Annotated in this window: 19 protein-coding genes and 1 tRNA gene (1 of these 20 cut by a window edge); 14 read left to right on the top strand and 6 right to left on the bottom strand. The window is 65.9% G+C overall.

Translation table 11 applies throughout. The annotated features are described in order from the left end of the window. The first annotated feature begins 52 nt into the window (after positions 1-52). The 4 genes from F9K20_RS09330 to F9K20_RS09315 all read left to right on the top strand — a co-directional run bounded on the left by F9K20_RS09330 (position 53) and on the right by F9K20_RS09315 (position 2,592). Positions 53-424, top strand: a complete 372-nt coding sequence (locus F9K20_RS09330) for a phasin family protein (protein ID WP_291000358.1) — start codon at positions 53-55, stop codon at positions 422-424. 200 nt (positions 425-624) lie between these two features. Then, a tRNA-His gene (locus tag F9K20_RS09325) sits at positions 625-701 on the top strand. 158 nt (positions 702-859) lie between these two features. Continuing rightward, positions 860-1,207 (top strand): c-type cytochrome, encoded by a 348-nt coding sequence (locus F9K20_RS09320; RefSeq protein ID WP_291000355.1) that lies wholly within the window; start codon positions 860-862, stop codon positions 1,205-1,207. Between the two features lie 122 nt (positions 1,208-1,329). Beyond that, positions 1,330-2,592: an MFS transporter gene (locus tag F9K20_RS09315; RefSeq protein ID WP_291000352.1), complete on the top strand. Its 1,263-nt coding sequence runs from the start codon at positions 1,330-1,332 to the stop codon at positions 2,590-2,592. A gap of 32 nt (positions 2,593-2,624) precedes the next feature. On the opposite strand, the gene F9K20_RS09310 is transcribed toward F9K20_RS09315, so the two are convergent. Beyond that, positions 2,625-3,020: a response regulator gene (locus tag F9K20_RS09310; protein ID WP_291000349.1), complete on the bottom strand. Its 396-nt coding sequence runs from the start codon at positions 3,018-3,020 to the stop codon at positions 2,625-2,627. Between the two features lie 292 nt (positions 3,021-3,312). On the opposite strand from F9K20_RS09310, the gene F9K20_RS09305 reads away from it, so the two are divergent. Beyond that, on the top strand, positions 3,313-3,930 hold the full coding sequence (locus tag F9K20_RS09305; RefSeq protein ID WP_291000347.1) for a hypothetical protein: 618 nt from the start codon (positions 3,313-3,315) through the stop codon (positions 3,928-3,930). 1 nt (position 3,931) lies between these two features. Here the strand turns inward: F9K20_RS09305 and F9K20_RS09300 are convergent, their stop codons facing one another. Further along, on the bottom strand, positions 3,932-5,506 hold the full coding sequence (locus F9K20_RS09300; RefSeq protein WP_291000344.1) for a glucan biosynthesis protein: 1,575 nt from the start codon (positions 5,504-5,506) through the stop codon (positions 3,932-3,934). Positions 5,507-5,873: 367 nt separating this feature from the next. Here F9K20_RS09300 and F9K20_RS09295 point away from each other — a divergent pair, with 367 nt between their 5' ends. Together F9K20_RS09295 and F9K20_RS09290 are read left to right on the top strand one after the other, a co-directional pair. Beyond that, on the top strand, positions 5,874-6,116 hold the full coding sequence (locus F9K20_RS09295) for a hypothetical protein (protein WP_291000342.1): 243 nt from the start codon (positions 5,874-5,876) through the stop codon (positions 6,114-6,116). 208 nt (positions 6,117-6,324) lie between these two features. Next, positions 6,325-7,290 (top strand): alpha/beta fold hydrolase, encoded by a 966-nt coding sequence (locus F9K20_RS09290; protein WP_291000340.1) that lies wholly within the window; start codon positions 6,325-6,327, stop codon positions 7,288-7,290. A 9-nt stretch (positions 7,291-7,299) separates the two neighbouring features. On the opposite strand, the gene F9K20_RS09285 is transcribed toward F9K20_RS09290, so the two are convergent. Then, on the bottom strand, positions 7,300-7,554 hold the full coding sequence (locus tag F9K20_RS09285; RefSeq protein WP_291000338.1) for a hypothetical protein: 255 nt from the start codon (positions 7,552-7,554) through the stop codon (positions 7,300-7,302). 99 nt (positions 7,555-7,653) lie between these two features. Continuing rightward, positions 7,654-8,427: a bifunctional 2-polyprenyl-6-hydroxyphenol methylase/3-demethylubiquinol 3-O-methyltransferase UbiG gene (gene ubiG, locus F9K20_RS09280; RefSeq protein ID WP_291000336.1), complete on the bottom strand. Its 774-nt coding sequence runs from the start codon at positions 8,425-8,427 to the stop codon at positions 7,654-7,656. 211 nt (positions 8,428-8,638) lie between these two features. On the opposite strand from ubiG, the gene F9K20_RS09275 reads away from it, so the two are divergent. From F9K20_RS09275 to F9K20_RS09250, 6 genes are all read left to right on the top strand, one after another. Then, positions 8,639-9,901 carry an aspartate kinase gene (locus F9K20_RS09275; RefSeq protein ID WP_291000334.1) on the top strand — a complete coding sequence of 421 codons (1,263 nt, stop codon included), beginning with the start codon at positions 8,639-8,641 and terminating at the stop codon, positions 9,899-9,901. A 75-nt stretch (positions 9,902-9,976) separates the two neighbouring features. Next, positions 9,977-12,265: a phosphoenolpyruvate--protein phosphotransferase gene (gene ptsP, locus F9K20_RS09270; protein WP_291000332.1), complete on the top strand. Its 2,289-nt coding sequence runs from the start codon at positions 9,977-9,979 to the stop codon at positions 12,263-12,265. Between the two features lie 92 nt (positions 12,266-12,357). Next, positions 12,358-13,092 carry a helix-turn-helix domain-containing protein gene (locus F9K20_RS09265; RefSeq protein WP_291000331.1) on the top strand — a complete coding sequence of 245 codons (735 nt, stop codon included), beginning with the start codon at positions 12,358-12,360 and terminating at the stop codon, positions 13,090-13,092. 114 nt (positions 13,093-13,206) lie between these two features. Further along, positions 13,207-14,286 carry a peptide chain release factor 1 gene (prfA, locus tag F9K20_RS09260; protein WP_291000330.1) on the top strand — a complete coding sequence of 360 codons (1,080 nt, stop codon included), beginning with the start codon at positions 13,207-13,209 and terminating at the stop codon, positions 14,284-14,286. Further along, a complete protein-coding gene (prmC, locus tag F9K20_RS09255; protein ID WP_291000328.1) occupies positions 14,279-15,175 on the top strand; it encodes a peptide chain release factor N(5)-glutamine methyltransferase in 897 nt (298 codons plus the stop codon). The genes prfA and prmC overlap by 8 nt, the downstream gene beginning before the upstream one ends. 387 nt (positions 15,176-15,562) lie before the next feature. After that, on the top strand, positions 15,563-16,318 hold the full coding sequence (locus tag F9K20_RS09250) for a DUF4167 domain-containing protein (protein WP_291000325.1): 756 nt from the start codon (positions 15,563-15,565) through the stop codon (positions 16,316-16,318). 48 nt (positions 16,319-16,366) lie between these two features. Here F9K20_RS09250 and F9K20_RS09245 read toward each other — a convergent pair whose 3' ends face one another. Next, positions 16,367-17,134, bottom strand: a complete 768-nt coding sequence (locus F9K20_RS09245; RefSeq protein WP_291000322.1) for an MOSC domain-containing protein — start codon at positions 17,132-17,134, stop codon at positions 16,367-16,369. Positions 17,135-17,338: 204 nt separating this feature from the next. On the opposite strand from F9K20_RS09245, the gene clpB reads away from it, so the two are divergent. Continuing rightward, positions 17,339-19,936, top strand: a complete 2,598-nt coding sequence (gene clpB / locus F9K20_RS09240; RefSeq protein WP_291000319.1) for an ATP-dependent chaperone ClpB — start codon at positions 17,339-17,341, stop codon at positions 19,934-19,936. A gap of 26 nt (positions 19,937-19,962) precedes the next feature. Here clpB and F9K20_RS09235 read toward each other — a convergent pair whose 3' ends face one another. Continuing rightward, positions 19,963-20,205: the 3' end of a M23 family metallopeptidase gene (locus F9K20_RS09235; protein ID WP_291000316.1), read on the bottom strand. The gene runs 1,716 nt beyond the window's last position; the window shows 243 of its 1,959 coding nt (coding positions 1,717-1,959); its start codon lies beyond the right edge, outside the window — the gene reads right to left on this strand; the stop codon is at positions 19,963-19,965.

Genomic DNA, 20,205 nt, shown 5'->3' with positions numbered 1-20,205 from the left:
AAAACCAGGAGCGGGCGCCACAACCATCCTGGCCTGAGGAGGAGACCCCCCGATGTACGACAAGCCGCAATTCGAGTTCCCGGAGGCAGTCCGCGAACTCGCCGAGCGCAACGTCGAGCAGGCTCGCAGCGCCTACAATCAGTTCATCGAGATGGCGCGCAAGGTCCAGGAGACGCTCTCAGCGTCGCAGGGCGCTATGACCTCCGGCGCGGCGGAAATGCAGACGCAAATTGCCAAGTTTGCGGAACAGAACATCCAGGCGAGCTTTGCGTTCGCCACCGAGCTGTCCCGCGCCCGCGATCTCAAGGAGTACATCGAGATCCAGCAGCGCTACGCCCAAAAGCAGATGCAGGCGTTCGCCCACCAGGCGCACGTCCTGGGGCGCCTGGTGAGCGAGGCGGCGCAAAAGGCGCAGGCGCGCTAGACTGGCCGGCCCGCAGCGTTCCCGACCTTGCTTCGAGCGGGCGGTCGCTGTATTTCAGCGGTCCTGCGCGCCGCATGGTTCGCACGGGGCGCATCCGCAGCGGGTTCGCTCCATTTGGCCCGCTTCGCCAGTGACGCAGCCGCCGGCGCGGAATTGACTTTCCGCCGGGTGCTGACCTAAGTCGCTGATGTTGTTGGCGTGCCGCCTTAGCTCAGATGGTTAGAGCGCTAGATTGTGGATCTAGAGGTCTCCCGTTCGATCCGGGAAGGCGGTACCAGCAAAATCAATGGGTTAGAGACCGCCCCTGGATCTTACCTAGCGAGTCCTCCCCCCTTGCCCCTCGCCCGGCCTTCGCCATGCCTTGATGGAGGTCAACGGTCGCTCCCCGCCTGTGCGCTGTAATTGCGGTCTCATGCGGCGGATGGAGGCGCTCGGGTGAAACGCTGGCTTGGCAGTGTAGCTGTGTCCCTCGTATTGGCGTTCGATTGCAGCGCGGCCTCGCGGGTGGAAGTCGAAGCCGCCAAGGGAAAGGCGCTGCTGCAGAGCAATTGCGGTCGCTGCCACGCCGTGAGCGCCGATACGGAAAGCCCACTTAAGCAGGCGCCCAATCTTTGGATCGTGCTCGGCGCATGGCCCAGCGAGCGGCTGGATACCGAATTGGCTGAAGGCGTCGGCTCGCGCCACCGCGAGATGCCGCAGATCCAGTTCTCGGACGAGGACATCACCGCCATCTACTACTATCTCCACGGCGAAGGGGCCGAGGTGCCTCGCGGCAGGCAATAACCTCGCCGGACGCTACGTCTAATGTGAGGTCGACCCCGCGCGCCGGCTGCAATAGAAGGTGTCGATGGCGAAGCGACCGCATCTGACGGCGCGACGCAGCGCGGCCGCGGCTACCTTCCGACATGAGCGAAGCAAAAGACTCCTTCCTTCTGCGCTACCCCAACTTCAGCCTCCTGCTCCTAGGTCGCTTGCTGTCCACGGTGGCGATGCTGACGCAGAGCGTCACGCTCGGCTGGCAGGTGTATTCGATCGCGCGCCTCGAGCACTCGGTCGAGTACAGCGCATTTCTCGTCGGCATGATCGGGCTGGTGCAGTTCGTGCCCATGTTCGCCTTCGTGCTGCTCGCCGGCGAGACTGCCGACCGCTACGACCGGCGGAAGATTCTCATCGCCTGCAGCCTGCTGCAGGTCGCGTGCTCTGCCGGCCTCGCCGCCCTCGCCGGCATGGAGCGCCCGAGCCTCGTCGGCATCTTCGCCATCGCGGCGCTGTTCGGCGTCGGTCGCGCCTTCACCATGCCAGCCAGCGCCTCGCTGGGTCCCATGCTGGTGCCGCGGGACATTCTTCCGCGCGCCATCGGCTGGAATACGCTGGCCATGCAGGCGGGCATGGTGTTGGGCCCGTGGCTGGGCGGCGTGCTGTGCGCCATCTCCGTTCCGGCCGCGTATGGCACGTCGGCGGCATTGTACGCTGCGGCCGGCGTGGCGGTGTGGCTCATCGCTGCCAACACGAAGCCGGACCATCGGGGCGGCGCGCGGCTCAAGCTGATCGCCGAGGGGCTCACCTACGTCTGGTCGAACAAGATCGTTTTCGGTGCCATATCGCTGGATTTATTCGCGGTGCTGCTCGGTGGCGTGACAGCGCTGCTACCCGTCTTCGCGCGCGACATCCTGCACATTGGACCGGATGGCTTCGGCCTGCTCCGCTCCGGGCCGGCGATCGGCGGAGGCTTGATGGCACTGGCGCTGAGCACGCGGCCGATCCAGCGCGATGCCGGGTTCTGGATGCTCGTGTCGGTGGCCAGCTACGGACTAGCCACGATCATATTTGCCGTGTCGACGTGGGTCTGGGTATCGATGCTGGCGCTTGCGGCGCTCGGGGCGGCGGATACCGTTTCGGTCTTCGTTCGCCAGAGCCTTATCCAGATCGTCACGCCCGATCCGATGCGCGGGCGCGTCACCGCGGTGTCGAGCCTGTTCATCAGCGCGTCGAACGAGCTCGGCGAGTTCGAAAGCGGTGTCGCCGCACGCTTCCTCGGGCCCGTCGGTGCAGCGATCTTCGGTGGAGCCGGATCGATTGTCTTGACGGGCGTGTGGGCGAGGATCTTTCCCGCCTTGCGCACCGCCCATCTCGATACGGTACGCACAGAGATGCCGGCCAAGCGATGAGAGCTGGATGCGCTCGACAGTCGATACTGTCGCTAGATGGTCGCCAACGGGGCGCCGGTAAATCCGCTTAGCGTACTCTTGCGCACGCCGCCCGGGTTGAGCAGGAACGCGACCATGTCCGGGCTGATCGGCTTTGCCGCGTAGGTGTGGGGGACGGTGCCGAGACCGGCGCCGACGTTCGGATGCCCTGACAGCACAACGACCTTCACGCCCATCGCATGCAACGTGTGCGCAATGTCGCCGCCCGTGTGACCGTCGGCCAGCTCCAAATCGATGAAGGCCACATCGGGCGTTTCGTCGCTGGCCGCCGCGAGCGCATCGCTGGCATTGGCGTAGACGCCGACGACGCGGTGTCCGGCGCTCTCGACGCTTGCCGACAGATCGGCGGCGAGAAAGGCGTCGTCTTCGCAGATCAGGACGGTGCTCATGGCAAGTACTCCTTCGCGTGCATAACGTCGCGCTGAGCATCTGGGTTCCGCGCCGCACCATTGCGGTTGCGCCAATGTAACGGGGGAACTTCGCGCCGCAAGTCTCCGTTGCCCAAGCGCAAGTGGGTCGATGAGCAACTAAATTTCTATGTTCAGCGTGCGACTGTCATGTGGGCAACCGGGCGCAGACCGGAAGCACACGCCGTGCCCATATCATCGGCGCCGCCGATGCTCCGGGAACCACGACGCGGCAGTGGCGTTGCCCTGCGAACAGTGGCCGCGGAGATGCGACATGCACCGTGAACGTCTTGCGCAGTATCGCTGGTATTTGCTCGACGCTGTGCAGCTGGCGGCCATTGCCCTCACGGCCATCGCCCTGACACCGGCAGGGGCGCACACCTTCGAGATGTTCGCCAAGCTGCAGCTGGCTCCAACCGAATACATTGCTGTGCAACGCGTGCAGCATGGGTCGGTACTGTTCGCCGTCGCTGGCGCGCTGGCCTGCGTGGGCATCGCACAGCACGTCTTTCTCGTGCGCCGCAACGCCGCATCCTACGGCTGGTCGCTGGCTGCGCTGGCCGGCGTCGGCGCGGCGCAGATGCTGTTCTGGTCGATCGCCTATCCGATCACCGCCGAGGCCGAGGGTTGGACGATCGTTCCAACCGACTTCGACGCCGCGCGCCAGCAATGGGAATACGCTTTCGCGGCCAGCGGTGCGCTGAGTTTCGGCGGACTTCTCGCCTTCGTGCGCGCCATCGAAGCGAGCCGGCCGATTGCCAGCATGTCAATTCTCGAATCGATCGAGCGCGACGCGGCCGTGCGCGCGGCACGCATGCGCGCGCGCTCCCCCGACGGTGGGGGACAGCCACGGCTCGAGCGCAGCCTCGCCGGGCAGACCCGGGCCGCCTAGCTCAAGCTTTCGGAAGCCATTGGTACATCCAGGTCTCGGAGAGCGTCTCCTCTCCGAGGCGCAGGTAGCAGCGCAGGTCGACCGGTCCGTCGCCCTCGGTCGTCAGGTCGAACAATGCGCGCCAGCGCTCCGTTCCGACAACCTTGATGACGTAGGCGTTGTCGACGCGTCCGCGCGAATGCGACACCACCGGCGTCACGTCGAACCGCTGCTCCAGGTTGGCCAACGGACCGCCGGCGAAGTCGATGACGAACTTGCGCTTGTTGAGATCGTCCGGTCGCGGCACGCCGGGCACGCCACCGGCACCGGTGTGGGTCGAGACCACGCGCCCGATGTTGACCGGCGGGTTGGGCTCGTCGTTCTGCCAATAGAGCTTGTAGTTGAAGGCAAGCTCGTCGCCGGCGCGCACCGGATTTTTCGGAACCCAGTAGGCGACGATGTTGTCGTTCGTCTCGTCCTTGGTCGGGATCTCGACCAACTGCACTGCGCCCTCGCCCCAATCGCCGATCGGCTCGACCCAGATTCCGGGACGCTTGTTGTAGAACGCGCCATCGTCCTGATACTCGCGGAAGTCGCGATCGCGCTGCATCAGGCCGAAGCCCTTGGGCGAGGCATCCGAGAAAGTGTTGGTGCGAACGAATGGGCCATTGTTGAGCGGACGCCAAATGTGCTCGCCGACCCCGGTCCACATGGCCAGTCCATCGCTGTCGTGGACCTCGGGACGCCAGTCGGTGGCATGGCGCCGGTCATTTTCCCCGTACCAGAACATGCTGGTGAGCGGCGCCGCCCCGAGCCGGTCGATGTCGGTGCGCGCATAGAGGTTGGCGCTTACGGTCATAAGCGGAGCACGGCCGTTCACCGCATCGAAACGGTAGGCTCCGGCGATGCTCGGGCCGTCGAGCAGAGCATAGACGGTGATCGATGGCGCATCGGCCTTTGGCTCCTCGAGCCAGAATTCGACGAAGCGCGGAAACTCCTCCGGTTGGGGCATGGCGGTGTTGATGGCGATGCCACGCGCGGACGCGCCGTACTGGTTCTCTTCGCCCGATGTGCGGAAATAGCTGGCGCCCTGGAAAGCCAGCCAGTCGGTCTCCTTGCCGCGGCCATCCATGACGCGGAAACCCGAGAAACCGAGATCGGGTGGCAGCGTGCTGGCGAGCGCCTCGTTCTTGTAGTCGAAGCAGTCGGGCGAATAGAGCAGCTCGCGCGCCTGTCCGTTCGACAGCTCGTTGATACGCACGCCGAGCGGGTTGAATTTGTCGACGTGGAAGAGCCGGACGGGATACGCGCCCGGTCCGGACGGCCATAGTGCACGGTCGGCGCGGAACTTGATTGCCTGCACAGCGTCGAAGTCGACGCTGTCGACGATCCGCGGTGCCGGCGCGGGCGCCACGTATGGCCTCGCCGCGAGCGCCCTCGCCCGCTCGCGCAAAAGCTCGAAGCTGAACGGGCGCGGCTCACCGAAACGCAGTGCGGATGGCGGTGCACCACGCGCAGGGGCGATTCCCGCCACGGCCGTGAGCAGGGCCCACGGCCCTCCGGCCGCAAGAACTTGCCTTCGATTGATAACAGACATGTACGCTACCTGTCACGCTTTCTGGGACGGGCGCTCAATTGCAGGGCGGCATGACATGGCGAAGGCGGCGCTGCGTTGTCAACACGGTGCCTGAACCGGCCCTTGATGCGAGACACGTAAGGTGCTGAATATAGGTGCAATTCCACGACCATCGTGCTGTTCCGCGCCGCACGCGGCATTTTGGAACCCGACCATCACCCGAGGTGTTGACGGGCTAGCCAACGCTTGCCGCAAGGCTGCCGGGGGTCGCGCTTCGATGACCACCGGGGCCCCTCGCCCGGCTCGGCGCGCATGCTTACCTAATCCTCACAGGCGCTTGTCGCGCCAGCGTGCCAATGGGGAAGCGAGCCCGCGAATGGAGACGAGCATGGCGACGAAGGGCAAAGCCGCAGCATCGCCCGACCCCTTGGAGCCGGACAACATTCCTGGACGGAACCCGTCGACACCTGAGCGCATGTCGGGCCACAGGAAGGCCCGCGAAGGCAAGGTGAAGGAGAAGGCCGCCGCGCAGGAGATCAATGAGGAGCTTGACGACGCGCTCGAGCAGACGTTTCCCGCCAGCGATCCGATTTCGCTCGAGAGCACCCTGGTGCCGGGCGGCCACCGCTAGCGGCAACCGGTTCTAATGCAAGGAATGGGATAAGCGGCGACGCGACCATGCGTCATGCCTGGCGGGTCGCTTACCTTCAAACCATGCATAACGATCTGAATTTCAGCGACATCTCTCCCTAGACGACGCCACAATCTTTTGGAGATAGTGCGCGCACTGCTGCAGTGCACACACGCGCGTTCGCGGCAGGCGATACGGGGAGGGATCCTTGCCGAACAAGCTCCACGCGGCACGCGCCGCTATGTCCTGTGCGGTGGCGTGCGCGTCGGTGCTCGCGTTGCTCGTTGCCCAGGTCGACGAGGTTCACTCCGATCCGGTCATGACGGCAACGTCGATGTACGGCGCCTTCGGCCCTGAAGGCCAGCGCATGCGCGAGCAGCTGTGGCTGCTGCCGAGCGGCGATGCGAGTATCGCCTTGCGTGCGACGCTGTTCCGTCCGGCCGGCACCATGGCGGAGCGCTTTCCGCTGGTCGTCATCAACCACGGCACTTCCGAGACGAACCGACTGTCGGTGTCGATGCCTGTCTACTATTGGCTGTCGCGCTGGTTCGTCGATCGCGGCTATGCGGTCGTGCTGCCGCAACGACGCGGACACGGCGCGACGGGGGGGAACCTCGTCGAATCGGTTGGCGACTGTGCCAACCCCGATCATTTCCGGTCGGGGCTGATCGCGGCGGAGGATGTCGGCGCCGCCGTCGATTATATGGCGCGGCAGCCTTTCGTCGATCCTAGTCGGATCCTGGTCGTTGGCATCTCGACCGGAGGCTGGGCGTCGCTGGCGCTGGCGGCGAAGCGACCCGATCTCGTGGCGGCGGTGGTGAACTTCGCCGGCGGGCGCGGCGGGCATGCGTGGGGCCGCAGCAACGCGGTGTGCGATGCCGCCGAGCTCGTCAAGGCAGCGCACGAATATGCGCGGACTGCGCGGGCGCCGACCCTGTGGCTCTATGCGCAGAACGACAGCTACTTCGGTCCCGCTATCGCCAACAAGCTGGCGGCGGCCTGGAAGGATGGCGGCGGCTTGGTCGATTACGAGCCGTTACCCGCATACGAGAAGGACGGTCACAGCATTGCCGACGATCGTGCCGGCTGGGACCTGTGGGGCAGCAGCCTCGACCGCTTCCTCGCTGCCAACCTCGCTGCTCCGAAGGATCCGCAGGTCGCGCAAGGGCCGTAGCCCGCTCACTCACATCTGCGTCTTGGCACGTCCGGTAACCGGATCGCGACCGCCGCGGTACTCGTACTCCTGCTCCGCGTCCGGGCTCGCTTCCAGCGGCCGCTCCTCGGTAGGCTGGCCGCCCACGTAGGACCGATCCTGATAGGGCGCGTTCATGTCATCCGGCGTCCTCGAGTACATGGGTGACTGGCAGCCGGCGAGCACAAGGGCGCCGAGGAACGCAGCGGCAAGCGATGAGACAGATATTACAGAACGTGCTGCCATGTCGGTTCCGCTTACGGGGACTGGGGGATCGGCGCTAATTGAAACGCCCGCCGAGAATCTGCAGTTCCGCGCGAGGGTGCTGCAACCATAGCGCCGGCGCTAGCTGCGCCGGGCGGCAGCGGCGATGTAATTGACATCGGTGTCGGCGCTGAGGCACCACGTGTCCGACATCACATTATAGATAATGCCGGACACCTCCGGGGCCGCGAAGCCGGCGTCGGCGAGGTAGCGGCCAAGCTCATCCGTCGTCACGAAGCGGTTCCAGTCGTGCGTTCCACGCGGCAACCAGCCGAGCACGTACTCGGCGCCGATGATCGCCAGCGCGTAGGACTTCCACGTGCGGTTGAGCGTCGACATGATGAGCGCGCCGCCGGGCCGGACCAGCGCGCCGAGGCTGCGCACGAAGGCGGCTTGGTCGGGCACGTGCTCGATCACCTCCATGCACACGACGGCGTCGAAAGTTGCGCCGGCGGCCTCAAGCGCCTCGACCGATGAGGTGCGGTAATCGATGGCGAGGCCCTGGGCCTCGGCATGGCGACGCGCCACGGCGATGGAATCGGTGGTCGGGTCGATGCCGGTAACCTTGGCGCCGAGGCGGGCAAGCGGCTCGGAGACGAGGCCACCCCCGCATCCCACGTCGAGGATCGACAGCCCGGTGAGCGGCCTCAGGTCACCTTTCGCCCGCGCGAAATGGCGCACCAGGGCATCGCGCACAAAGCCGAGGCGCGCCGGCCCTTGGCTGTGCAGGGGGCGCAGCTTGCCGTTCGCGTCCCACCACTCCCCGGCGAGGCGCTCAAAGCGCTCGACCTCGGCCGGATCGAGGTTGGTGGAAGCGGGGCCCGTGGCAGGGCTGGCTTGCGGGTCGCTGTGCATGCCCTGCGATACGCACGGGAGCGAAACAGAATGTCAAGGCGCGGGATATTGCGGGAACGGTGGGATGTCGTTAAGAGAACGCCGCGTAAACGGGATTCCTGTTCGCCCCAGGCTGTTTGCGCCGCTGGACCGGCCGCGCCCCCCGCGCGTCCGGCGCCGCAAGAGGGCAATTCCAGGCAATTGAGGCGAAAGCCGCACGGCGGAACACGCGATGGCTGTTGTTGTGATGAAGTTCGGCGGCACGTCCGTCGCCAACGTCGAGCGCATCCGCAACGTCGCGCGCCACGTGAAGCGCGAGGTGGACGCCGGCAACAAGGTCTGCGTAGTGGTCTCGGCCATGGCCGGTGTGACCAACCAGCTCGTTGCCTGGGTGCGCGAGGCCTCCGTGCTGCACGATGCGCGCGAGTATGATGCCGTCGTCGCCACCGGCGAGCAAGTTACCGCTGGCCTCCTTGCCATCGTGCTGCAGTCGATGGGGCTGCAGGCGCGCTCCTGGCAGGGCTGGCAGATTCCCATCACCACCACTGCGGCGCACGGCTCAGCCCGCATCACCGGCATCGACGGAGCGGAGCTGCGGCGCCGCTTCAATGAAGGTGAGGTCGCGGTGGTGACGGGTTTCCAAGGCGTCGAGCCAGAGCGTCGCCGCATCGCAACATTGGGTCGCGGCGGCTCCGATACGAGCGCGGTCGCCATGGCCGTCGCGCTCAAGGCCGATGTGTGCGACATCTATACGGACGTCGATGGTGTCTACACCACCGATCCTCGCATCGTGCCCAAGGCGCGGCGGCTCCCGAAGGTGTCGTACGAAGAGATGCTGGAGATGGCTTCTCTGGGCTCCAAGGTGCTGCAGACGCGCTCGGTCGAGCTCGCCATGGTCAACCGGATGCGGGTTCGCGTGCTTTCGAGCTTCGTGGCTCCCGAGGCGATGTCGCCCGTGCGGCTCGACAAGCTGGAAGACATCGGCACCATCGTTTGCGATGAGGATGAGATCGTGGAAAGTCAAGTCGTCAGCGGCATTGCCTACGTCAAGGACGAGGCGAAGGTGACGCTCATCAAGGTGGAGGACAAGCCGGGAGTCGCCGCCCGCATCTTCGGCCCGCTCGCCGACGCCAACATCAACGTCGACATGATCGTGCAGAGCGTCACGCCGGACGGCAAGCACACCGACATGACATTCACCGTGCAGGCGACCGAGCTGGCGCGCACGCTCGAGGCCCTGAAGGCGGCGAAGAAGGACATCGGTGAGTTCGCGGTTCAAAGCTCGGCCGACGTCGCCAAGATTTCCGTCATCGGCATCGGCATGCGCAGCCACGCCGGCGTCGCCGCCATGATGTTCAAGGCCCTGTCCAGCAAGGGCATAAACATTCTGGCCATTACCACTTCCGAGATCAAAATCAGCGTGCTGATCGACGCGGCCTATGCCGAGCTTGCTGTAAGGACGCTGCATTCTATTTATGGTCTCGACGCAGACTGAGCGCGAAGCGAGCGCGCGCTCGGTCGAGCACTGAACTCGCCATTTCGGCGGGTCCACCCCCGGGCGGCACAACCTATGCAGAGGCGAGGTGACGACCCAAGAGTGATGACCTCCGAGCCGGCGCTGCGTGTGATCATGCGGCGTCTGCGGGAGATCATGTCCGAGCCCGGCGACGGCCAGGCTCGCCTAGACAAGATCGTCAAACAGATCGCCGGCGTGATGGTGACCGAGGTTTGCTCGATCTACCTGAAGCGGCAGGACGGCTCGCTCGAGCTGTTCGCCAGCGAGGGCCTCAATCCCAAGGCCGTGCATACCACGCGCATGAAGCGCGGCGAGGGTCTCGTCGGCCGCTGCGCCGAGCTGAACATCACGGTCAACGAGCCCGAAGCGTCAACCCACCCGGCATTCTCCTACAGGCCGGAGACGGGCGAGGAGATCTACCACTCGCTGCTCGCGGTGCCGATCGGACGCTCAGGGCAGGTGCTCGGCGTGCTGGTCGTGCAGAATCGCGCGCAGAAGGAATACTCCGACGAGGACGTCGAGGTGCTGCAGGCGACGGCGATGGTCGTGGCCGAGCATCTCGTCTCTGGTGCGGTTGCGGGTGCCGGAACCGCCATCGAGCTCGAGAAGTCGCTGTCGGCGGTGATCCAGGGCGAGCAGATGGCGGAAGGCATCGCGCTGGGCCACATCGTGCTGCACGAGCCGCGCATCGTCGTCACGCACCTGATGGCCGAAGATCCGGCCGAGGAATTGCTCCGCCTCGATGCGGCGGTCGCGTCCTTGCGCGCCTCGCTTGACGAGATGTTCGACCACGAGCACTTGTCGGGAGCGGGGGAGCATCGCGACGTGCTCGAAGCCTACCGCATGTTCGCCCACGACAAGGGCTGGGAACGGCGCTTGCGCGAGGCGGTGGAGGGAGGCCTCACCGCGGAGGCAGCGGTGGAGCGCGTGCAGAACTCGACGCGCGCCCGCATGCTGCGCCAGAACGATCCATACTGGCGGGAGCGTCAGCGCGATCTCGACGACCTGTCGGATCGGCTGTTGCGCATCCTCGCCGGACGCGTGACGAGCGCGGACGAGCCATCGGCGCTGCCGCCCGACACTATTCTCGTGGCTCGCACCATGGGGCCGGCCGAGCTACTCGACTACGACCGCAAGCGCCTGCGCGGGTTGATCGTCGAGGACGGCAGCGGCCAGAGCCATGTGGCCATCGTCGCCAAGGCGCTGGGCATCGCCGCGGTCGGGCAGGCGACCGGCGTCGTCGAGCGCGTGAACGCCGGCGATGCGGCGATCGTCGACGCCATGACCGGCGAGGTGCACCTGCGACCCTCGACCGACGTGATCGCCGCCTACTCGGACAAGGTGCGTTTCCTGGCGCGCCGGCAACGGCAATATCGCGCACTCAAGGATGTCCCGGCGGTGACGATCGATGGCGTGAAGGTCGATCTGCACATCAATGCTGGCTTGCTCGTCGACATGCCGCATTTGAAGGATTCGGGCGCCGACGGCGTCGGGCTGTTCCGCACCGAGCTCTTGTTCATGCTGTCGAACACGCTGCCGAAGGTCGAGCGCCAGGCCGATTCCTATCGCGCCATCGTCGCCCGTGCCGACGGCAAGCCGGTCGTTTTCCGCACGCTCGATATCGGCGGCGACAAGGTGCTGCACTACCTGCGCCAGCCGAAGGAGGAAAACCCGGCCATGGGCTGGCGGGCGGTGCGCATGGGCCTCGATCGTCCGGCACTGCTGCGCACTCAGGTGCGCGCTTTGCTGCGCGCCGCCGCCGGTCAGGAGCTGCGGGTGATGATCCCCATGGTGTCGATGGCCGCGGAGATGGACGCGGTGCGCGCCCTGGTCGAAAAAGAGCGCTCGATCATGCGCTCCAAAGGCCATGAGGCGCCCGAGAAGGTGCTGGTCGGCGCCATGATCGAGGTCCCGTGCCTGCTTTTCGAGCTCGACGCGTTGATGAAGAAGGTCGACTTCGTTTCTGTCGGGAGCAACGACCTCATGCAGTTCATGTACGCCGCCGACCGGACGAACGCGCGCGTCGGCAGCCGCTATGATTCCCTGTCGCCGGCGCCATTGCGCGCTTTAAAGGCTCTGGTGAAGGCAGCGGAGAAGTACAAAGTGCCGCTGACGCTGTGCGGCGAGATGGCTGGACGTCCCATCGAGGCGCTGGCACTCATCGCGCTCGGCTTCCGTTCGTTGTCGATGGCACCCGCTTCGATCGGCCCCGTGAAGACGATGATCCTCGCACTCCACGCCGGCCGCGCCGCGAAACTTGTGGAAGAGCTGTTGAAAAAAGGCACCACCAATATCCGCGAACGCCTCGACAGCTTTGCGGAATCGGAAGGTATCGAGTTTTGACGGCTGCGCGTTCTGTCTTTGACAAGCAGCCGCTTTCATCAGACGATGCGCCTTGGGGGAACCTCCAGTTCCGATCATAGTGGCGTTTGGTCATGCGTGAAGGCTACGAGCCGGCAAGACCGTATTCTGTTGCGCGCCCGCAAGGTGCGAGCTCCTCCTCTGGTCGGGCGCCGCCGTCGCCGGCAGTGATGGCCGCCGAGGTCGCTCGCTTCTTTCATGACTTGCGGGGTGCGCTGCGCCTCACCCCTGCCCAGGCCGCACAAGCGCTGGCAACGCGCGTCGACATCATCGCCGCGCTCGAGCGCGGCCAGATCGGCGCCCTTCCTCCGTGGCCGGAAACCTGCCGCATCGTGCGTACCTACGCCGGCCTTGCCGGGCTGGATCCGCGCCCGGTGCTGCATTCGCTGGAGCAGCTTTTCGTATCGGCGCCGCGCGCGCCGGTGCCGCGCGGCCCGCGCCGTGCTTTGTTGCCCAATCTCGGCCGGCAGGGCGCGCCAATCTTTAGGGCGATCGGCGGCGGCGGACGACGGGCTGCCGCGGCGGCGCGCAACGTCCGCGATGTCGTCAACGAGCACGCCGGCCGTCCGGGGATGGCCCTGTTTACCGTTACCATGGGCGTTGCGCTGATCCTGCTCGTGACGCAAACGGCGGTCCTGGAAGCCGCCGTATCCCAGCTGCCGCCGTCGATGAAGCGCATCGTCCGCGGCGCCCAGAACTACGTGATCGTGCATCTGGCCCCAGTGCGCGACGGCTTGCGCTGGATTGACGTCCCCGACCCTCGCACCCGCCGCAGCGACAAATTGCAGACGACCGCCCAATCGGATTAGATGCGGCGCGCCGCGGCGCGGGTGCCCATATCCACCCCAAGCAGAATGTATCGTCGGTTCGCCCGCCAGGGCGCGGCCGGCATCGTCGTTTAAGACGCCAAAGCTCTGAAGAACATGGTCGGAATCCCACAGGACAAGCTCGAAAAGATGGTTGGGCGCTGGAGCGCGATCCAGGCCGAGCTCAACGCCGGGGTCAATCAGGCGGCCTACGCCAAGCTGACCAGGGAGTTCGCGGCGCTCAACCCGGTGGTGGCGACGATCGAGGCGCTGCGCGCCACCGAGAAGGAGCAGGCCGACCTCGAGGCGCTGATCGAGGATCCCTCGTCCGACAAAGAGATGATCGCGCTCGCGCGTGCTGACCTCGAGGCGCTGGCACCGCGCCGCGAGGAGCTCGAGCAGCAGCTGAAGATCCAGCTCCTGCCCAAGGACGCCGCCGACGAGCGCAGTGCCATTCTCGAGGTCCGCGCCGGCACCGGCGGCGACGAGGCGGCGCTGTTCGCGGCCGACCTGTTCCGCATGTACAGCCGCTATGCGGAGCTGCACGCCTGGAAGGTGGAAATCATCTCCGTCTCCGAGAACGATCTCGGCGGCTATAAGGAGATCGTCGCCTCGATCGCCGGCGAGGGGGTGTTTGCCCGCCTGAAGTTCGAATCCGGCGTGCACCGCGTGCAACGCATCCCGGAGACGGAGACCGGCGGGCGCATCCACACCTCGGCGGCGACCGTTGCCGTGCTCCCCGAGGCCGAGGACATCGACGTCCAGATCCGTCCCGAGGATATCCGCATCGACACCATGCGCGCTGGCGGCGCTGGTGGCCAGCACGTCAATAAGACGGACTCGGCCGTGCGCATCACGCATCTACCCACCGGCATCGTCGTCGTTTCAGCGGAAAAATCGCAACATCAGAACCGGCGCCTGGCCATGCAGGTGCTGCGTTCGCGCGTCTATGAGCAGGAGCGCGAGCGCGCCGACGCCGCGCGGGCGCAGGCACGCAAGGGCCAGGTGGGCTCGGGCGATCGGTCGCAGCGCATCCGCACCTACAACTTTCCGCAGGGTCGGGTCACCGATCACCGCATCAACCTCACGCTGCACAAGCTCGATGCGGTGCTGGAGGGCGCGGCTCTCGATGAGCTGATCGATGCGCTGATCACTGATCACCAGGCGAGCCAGCTGGCGGATATGGAAAATGCCTGACGCCCGGCGTGCGCGAGGGTTGGGCGAAACGCTCGGCGAGGCGGTGCGCGAAGTGCAGCGGGTTTTGGCGCAAGCGGGCGTCGACGACCCTGGGCGCGATGCGCGCCTGTTGGTCGCTGCCGCCGCTGGGGTCGAAACCTCGCAGATCATCGCGCGTCCCGAGTGGCGCCTGTCGATCGAGGCGCAGGCGAGGTTGCAGGACATGGTCCTGCGTCGCAGTGCGCGCGAGCCGGTATCGCGCATCGTCGGCGAGCGAGAGTTCTACGGGCGCCGCTTCTCGCTTTCGCCGGCGACTCTAGATCCTCGCCCCGATTCAGAAACGCTGATCGAGGCGGCGCTGGCTATCTCTGCGCGCGAGGGCTGGCGCGAGACCCCGATCCGCATCCTCGATATCGGCACCGGTACTGGCTGCCTCCTGTTGACGCTGCTCGGCGAGCTACCGTTGGCGACCGGCCTCGGCACGGACGTCAGCGAGGCGGCCCTGGCGACGGCCGCGCGCAACGCCGAGACGCTTGGGCTGGCGAGGCGGGCCACGTTCGCGCGCCACGATGCGCACGAAGGCATCGCCGGGTCGTTCGACCTCGTTATCAGCAACCCGCCCTACATTCACACCGGGGATATCGCCGATCTGAGCCCTGAAGTGCGCCAATATGATCCGCTGGCTGCTCTTGACGGCGGACCCGACGGTCTCGACATCTATCGCAAGATCGCCGCTGGCCTTGAGCGCGTTCTACGCGGCTGGGTTATCCTCGAGGTGGGTATGGGCCAGGCGGACGCTGTGGCGCAGCTGTTGCAGCAAGCGTTCGTTAAGACACGCAAGGCAGAAGTATGCCGGTATGACGACCTGGGAGGCCACACACGTTGTGTGGCCCTGAGGTTACAGTCATAAATGGTCGCAAAGAAAAGGTTTGATTTGCGCCGGTTCCGCGCTAGTCTGGCCAAAGCCGATTGATCGTGCGCCGCGCTTCAGTGTTGGAGCCTGACCGACTGCACGAGCTGGGATTGCGAAGCACGGGGACACGCAAAGCGCGCGGACCTGTTGCTCCCGCTGAAACGGCGATCGCTAGCCGCTTGGCGTGCAACGCCCCTTTCCGATCGGAAGTAGCGACTGCCGGTTGAGCGTCACGAGATAGAGACACATGCGCGCGCATGGGCGCCGCCAGAAACTGGCTAAAGATTGCCTGTCAGCGCCTGCTCTGAGGCAATAGCAGTCTTGCGACGCTGAGGTAGGCCGCGCACGCTTTGCATTTTTTCATCACGACTGAGAACGGAGCCAATGAGGCAAGGACAGCAGAACCGCCGGGGCCGCGGACGCAACCGCAAGGGGCAGAGCCCGCTCACACGCAGCTTCGAAAGCACGGGGCCGGACGTCAAAATCCGCGGTACGCCCTCGCACATCGCCGAGAAGTACATGTCGCTGGCGCGCGATGCGACATCGTCCGGCGATCCGGTGCTGGCTGAGAACTACTTGCAGCACGCCGAGCACTACAATCGCATCATCATGGCCTTCCGCGAGCAGCAGATGAGTCAGGGCGGGGGAGAAGGGATGAACGGCGGCCTGCCGCGCGCCCGGCCCTTCATGGCCAGTGACATGGATGGCGACGAGTTCGGCGACGACGAAGGTGATGATGGCGATATGCCGCCGCAGCACCATCAGCAGCAGCCGCAGATGCGCCACAGCGACCATCAGCAGCCGCGCATGGACGGCCAGCGTTTCGAGGGCCAGCGCGGCGGGCCCGATCAGAACCGCTTCCGCGATCGCCACGATCACCGCAATCGCAACCATGAGCGCGGGGAGAGGCATGATCGCGGCGAGCAGCACGGCAACCAGCCCCCGCGCCAACGCAGTGCCGAAGGTGGCGAAGGCTCGGGCCAGCCGACTGCTGAAGGGCAGTTCCAGCGTCGCGACCGCTTTCCGCAACAGCAGCACGAGCAGCCTGAGTTCCTGCGCCGCCCCGTTCGCCGGCCGCGCCGCGAGGGTAACGGGGCTCCCGGCGAGGCGAACGGCGTCGATGACACCGACCGCGATTGAGGCGGGAAGCGGCCGGCCGAGCTGCCTTTAGTCTAATCCTGACAGTCGTCAGACCGTGACGGGATCGCCCAGGGCGATCGTCCCGCCGGCGGTAACGCGTGCGTACGCCCCGAAATCCGTGTGTCCGAATGCCCGCTGCAGGGCGGCGAGTATGGCCATGTCGCGCTTGCCCGTCTCCGGGTCGACATTGGTCGCCGCGCAGCGCTCGGTAAGCTTGAACACCTCGAGCCGCACCGCTCCAACCTGCAAGGGCGAACCGATCCAATTGCGCTCCGCCCACGGGTCGCAGCCGTCGATGACGAGGTTTGGTCGGAAGCGCAGCGGATTGAGCGGACGGCCGACCACGCGCTCCAGCTCGCGCAGCGAAGCGAGGCTGACGACGTGCAGGCACTTGGCCGCGACGTCGGAAAAGCTGTGCCCCGGCGCCGACACGACGCGGGGAGCGCCGCGCAGCTCCTCCTGCATGTAGGCGGCGAGAAACTGCTCGATCATCTTGCGGCCAATGGGGGTTCTGAGATCACCGCTCGCCACGCGCTTGCCGGCGCGCAGGATGATCAGCGTCTCGGTCACGTCGTCGAACCGCGTCTCCAGCGTGGCGAGCCGCTCGTTGCGCATCAGCATGAGGAAATGGATTTTCGGCAGGTGCGCGGGGTGCTCCGGGTCGAAGCCTCCCGGGCCGTTCTCGATCGCGTAGGCGCGATCGAACGGCGCCGTCTCGCCGGCACGCAAGGGCATGCGCTCGAGAGGCTCCGGCGACAGCCCTTTGACGGGATAGCGATACAGACCGCGGACGCAGGGTCCGCTCGAATGGGCCATCGTTGATGCAACTCAAGGCGTGCGGGATGTGGCCGGCTTAAGGCCCCTTTTGTCCAGTTCCGAGCACACTATATCACCTGTTGGAAAGGTTTACGGACGATGCTGCCGCACGTCGGCGAGGTCGTCCGCACCACCATCAATCCTGACGTAGAAGGTGCCGGCCCGTGCCGTTTTGGGCGGATCGGCACGCCGAGGAGGGAAGTCATGAATTTTGAGATGTTTACGGATCGCGCGCGCGGATTCGTGCAGGCGGCGCAGAATCTTGCATTGCGTGAAGGGCACCAGCAGTTCTCCCCGGACCATCTGCTGAAAGTGCTGCTCGACGACAATGAGGGCCTGGCGGCGGGTCTCATTCGCAAGGCGGGGGGCGATCCCAAGGCGGCGCTCAAGGCCGTGGAGGCACAGCTCGCCAAGCGTCCGAAGGTGTCGGGCGGCGGTTCCGGCCAGCTCTACATGGCCTCCGAGCTCGCTCGCGTCTTCGATTCGGCCGAGAAGATCGCCGAGAAGGCCGGCGACAAGTACGTGACGGCCGAGCGGCTGTTGCTCGCCCTGGCGCTTGAGAAGGGCACCGACGCGGCGAAGATCCTCGCCGATGCGGGCGTCACGCCGCAGGGCCTCAATGCCGCCATCAACGATCTGCGTAAGGGCCGCACCGCCGATACGGCATCTGCCGAGCAGGGCTATGACGCTTTGAAGCGCTACGCACGCGATCTCACCGAGGCCGCTGCCGCCGGCAAGCTCGATCCCGTCATCGGCCGCGACGAGGAGATCCGCCGCACCATCCAGGTGCTGTCGCGGCGCACCAAGAACAATCCGGTGCTGATCGGCGAGCCCGGCGTCGGCAAAACCGCCATCGCCGAGGGCCTGGCGCTGCGCATCGTGCAGGGCGACGTTCCCGACAGCCTCAAGGACAAGAAGCTGTTGGCGCTCGACATGGGCGCACTCATCGCCGGCGCCAAGTACCGCGGCGAGTTCGAGGAGCGCCTGAAGGCCGTGCTAAACGAGGTGCAGGCCGAGGGCGGCCGCATCATCCTGTTCATCGACGAGCTGCACACCATCGTCGGCGCCGGCAAGACCGAGGGCTCAATGGATGCCGGCAACCTTTTGAAGCCGGCGCTCGCCCGCGGCGAGTTGCACTGCATCGGCGCCACCACGCTCGACGAGTACCGCAAGCACATCGAGAAGGACGCAGCATTGGCGCGGCGTTTCCAACCGGTGTTCGTCAACGAGCCGACGGTCGAGGACACCATCTCCATCCTGCGTGGCCTCAAGGAGAAATACGAGCTGCACCACGGCGTGCGCATTACCGACTCGGCGCTGGTCGCGGCGGCGACCTTGTCGAACCGCTACATCGCCGACCGCTTCCTCCCCGATAAGGCGATCGACCTCGTCGACGAGGCGGCCTCGCGCCTCAAGATGCAGATCGACTCCAAGCCCGAGGAGCTCGACCGCATCGATCGTGAGCTGATGCAGCTCAAGATCGAGCGCGAGGCGCTGAAGAAGGAGAGCGACGCCGCCTCGAAGGACCGGCTTGCCAACATCGAGAAGGAGATTGCCGACCTCGAGGAGGAGAGCAAGATACTGACCCAGAATTGGGAAGCCGAGAAGCAAAAGCTCGGCAGCGCCCAGAAACTCAAAGAGGAGCTCGACCAGGCGCGCACCGAGCTGGAGAAGGCGCAGCGGAGGGGCGACCTCACGCGCGCCGGCGAGCTGGCCTACGGCAAAATTCCCGAGCTTGAGAAGAAGCTCAAGGCGATCGAGACCCAGGAAGCCAAAGGCAGCATGGTCGAAGAGGCGGTGACGCCCGATCAGATCGCCGCCGTCGTCTCCCGCTGGACCGGCATTCCCGTCGACCGCATGCTCGAGGGCGAGCGCGAGAAGCTGCTCAAGATGGAGGATGCGCTGGCCAAGCGAGTCGTCGGTCAGCGCGAGGCGGTGGATGCCGTCTCAACCGCCGTGCGCCGCGCGCGCGCCGGTTTGCAGGACCCGAACCGGCCGATCGGCTCGTTCATGTTCCTAGGGCCCACGGGCGTCGGTAAGACCGAGCTGTCGAAAGCGCTTGCTGCCTTCTTGTTCGACGACGAGAACGCCATGCAGCGCATCGACATGTCGGAGTACATGGAGAAGCATTCGGTCGCGCGGCTCATCGGCGCGCCGCCGGGGTACGTCGGCTACGAGGAAGGCGGCTCGCTCACCGAGGCGGTGCGGCGCCGGCCCTACCAGGTGATCCTGTTCGACGAGATCGAGAAGGCGCACCCCGACGTGTTCAACGTGCTCTTGCAGGTGCTCGACGACGGCCGCCTGACGGACGGGCAGGGCCGCACGGTCGACTTCCGCAACACCATCATCATCCTGACCTCGAATATCGGCGGCGAGTATCTCGTCAACCAGAAGGAAGGCGAGGATACCGACTTGGTGCGCGACCTCGTGATGGGGGAGGTGCGGCAGAAATTCCGGCCCGAGTTCCTCAACCGCCTCGATGACCTCATCCTCTTCCATCGCCTGCAGCGGTCGGAGATGGGCAAGATCGTCGACATCCAGATGCAGCGCCTGCAGAAGCTGCTGACCGACCGCAAGATCAAGGTCGAACTGGACGATGCGGCACGCACCTGGCTCGCCAACCGCGGCTACGATCCCGCTTACGGCGCGCGGCCCTTAAAGCGCGTCATCCAGCGGCACGTGCAGGACCCGCTCGCCGAGCAGATCCTCGCCGGGCGCATCAAGGATGGTGACACGGTGCGCATCGGCGTGCGCGACGGCGAGCTGGTGCTCAACGGCCAGCCAGTGAAGGCCGCGGCGTAACTCTTCCCCTCCCGGCGTGTGAGGGACTACTTGCTGGCGGTCATCACCGGAGCCAGGTGACGCAAATCGTCGATGCGCTGGCGCTCCTTCTGGAACTCGGCGAGCTGGCGGCCGGTGAGCTCCCGCTCGCGCGGCACCTGGATGGCCAACGGGTCGACGAAGCGCGAGTTGATCAGCACCTCGTAGTGCAGGTGCGGGCCCGACGCGAGGCCGGTCGAGCCGACGTAGCCGATGATCTCGCCCTGGCGCACCTTGGCGCCGGCAACGAC

The organism is Hyphomicrobium sp., from assembly GCF_009026145.1.
Taxonomy (GTDB): domain Bacteria; phylum Pseudomonadota; class Alphaproteobacteria; order Rhizobiales; family Hyphomicrobiaceae; genus Hyphomicrobium_A.
The sequence above is the reverse complement of the archived record's forward strand: the minus strand, read 5'-3'. Positions and strand labels throughout refer to the sequence as shown.

Bases quoted from the DNA above. Each gene is read 5' to 3' on its own strand.
- F9K20_RS09330 (WP_291000358.1), top strand. From the start codon at position 53: ATGTACGACAAGCCGCAATTCGAGTTCCCGGAGGCAGTCCGCGAACTC.
- F9K20_RS09315 (WP_291000352.1), top strand. From the start codon at position 1,330: ATGAGCGAAGCAAAAGACTCCTTCCTTCTGCGCTACCCCAACTTCAGC.
- F9K20_RS09310 (WP_291000349.1), bottom strand. From the start codon at position 3,020: ATGAGCACCGTCCTGATCTGCGAAGACGACGCCTTTCTCGCCGCCGAT.
- F9K20_RS09305 (WP_291000347.1), top strand. From the start codon at position 3,313: ATGCACCGTGAACGTCTTGCGCAGTATCGCTGGTATTTGCTCGACGCT.
- F9K20_RS09300 (WP_291000344.1), bottom strand. From the start codon at position 5,506: ATGTCTGTTATCAATCGAAGGCAAGTTCTTGCGGCCGGAGGGCCGTGG.
- F9K20_RS09295 (WP_291000342.1), top strand. From the start codon at position 5,874: ATGGCGACGAAGGGCAAAGCCGCAGCATCGCCCGACCCCTTGGAGCCG.
- F9K20_RS09285 (WP_291000338.1), bottom strand. From the start codon at position 7,554: ATGGCAGCACGTTCTGTAATATCTGTCTCATCGCTTGCCGCTGCGTTC.
- ubiG (WP_291000336.1), bottom strand. From the start codon at position 8,427: ATGCACAGCGACCCGCAAGCCAGCCCTGCCACGGGCCCCGCTTCCACC.
- F9K20_RS09275 (WP_291000334.1), top strand. From the start codon at position 8,639: ATGGCTGTTGTTGTGATGAAGTTCGGCGGCACGTCCGTCGCCAACGTC.
- ptsP (WP_291000332.1), top strand. From the start codon at position 9,977: ATGCAGAGGCGAGGTGACGACCCAAGAGTGATGACCTCCGAGCCGGCG.
- F9K20_RS09265 (WP_291000331.1), top strand. From the start codon at position 12,358: ATGCGTGAAGGCTACGAGCCGGCAAGACCGTATTCTGTTGCGCGCCCG.
- prfA (WP_291000330.1), top strand. From the start codon at position 13,207: ATGGTCGGAATCCCACAGGACAAGCTCGAAAAGATGGTTGGGCGCTGG.
- prmC (WP_291000328.1), top strand. From the start codon at position 14,279: ATGCCTGACGCCCGGCGTGCGCGAGGGTTGGGCGAAACGCTCGGCGAG.
- F9K20_RS09250 (WP_291000325.1), top strand. From the start codon at position 15,563: ATGAGGCAAGGACAGCAGAACCGCCGGGGCCGCGGACGCAACCGCAAG.
- F9K20_RS09245 (WP_291000322.1), bottom strand. From the start codon at position 17,134: ATGGCCCATTCGAGCGGACCCTGCGTCCGCGGTCTGTATCGCTATCCC.
- clpB (WP_291000319.1), top strand. From the start codon at position 17,339: ATGAATTTTGAGATGTTTACGGATCGCGCGCGCGGATTCGTGCAGGCG.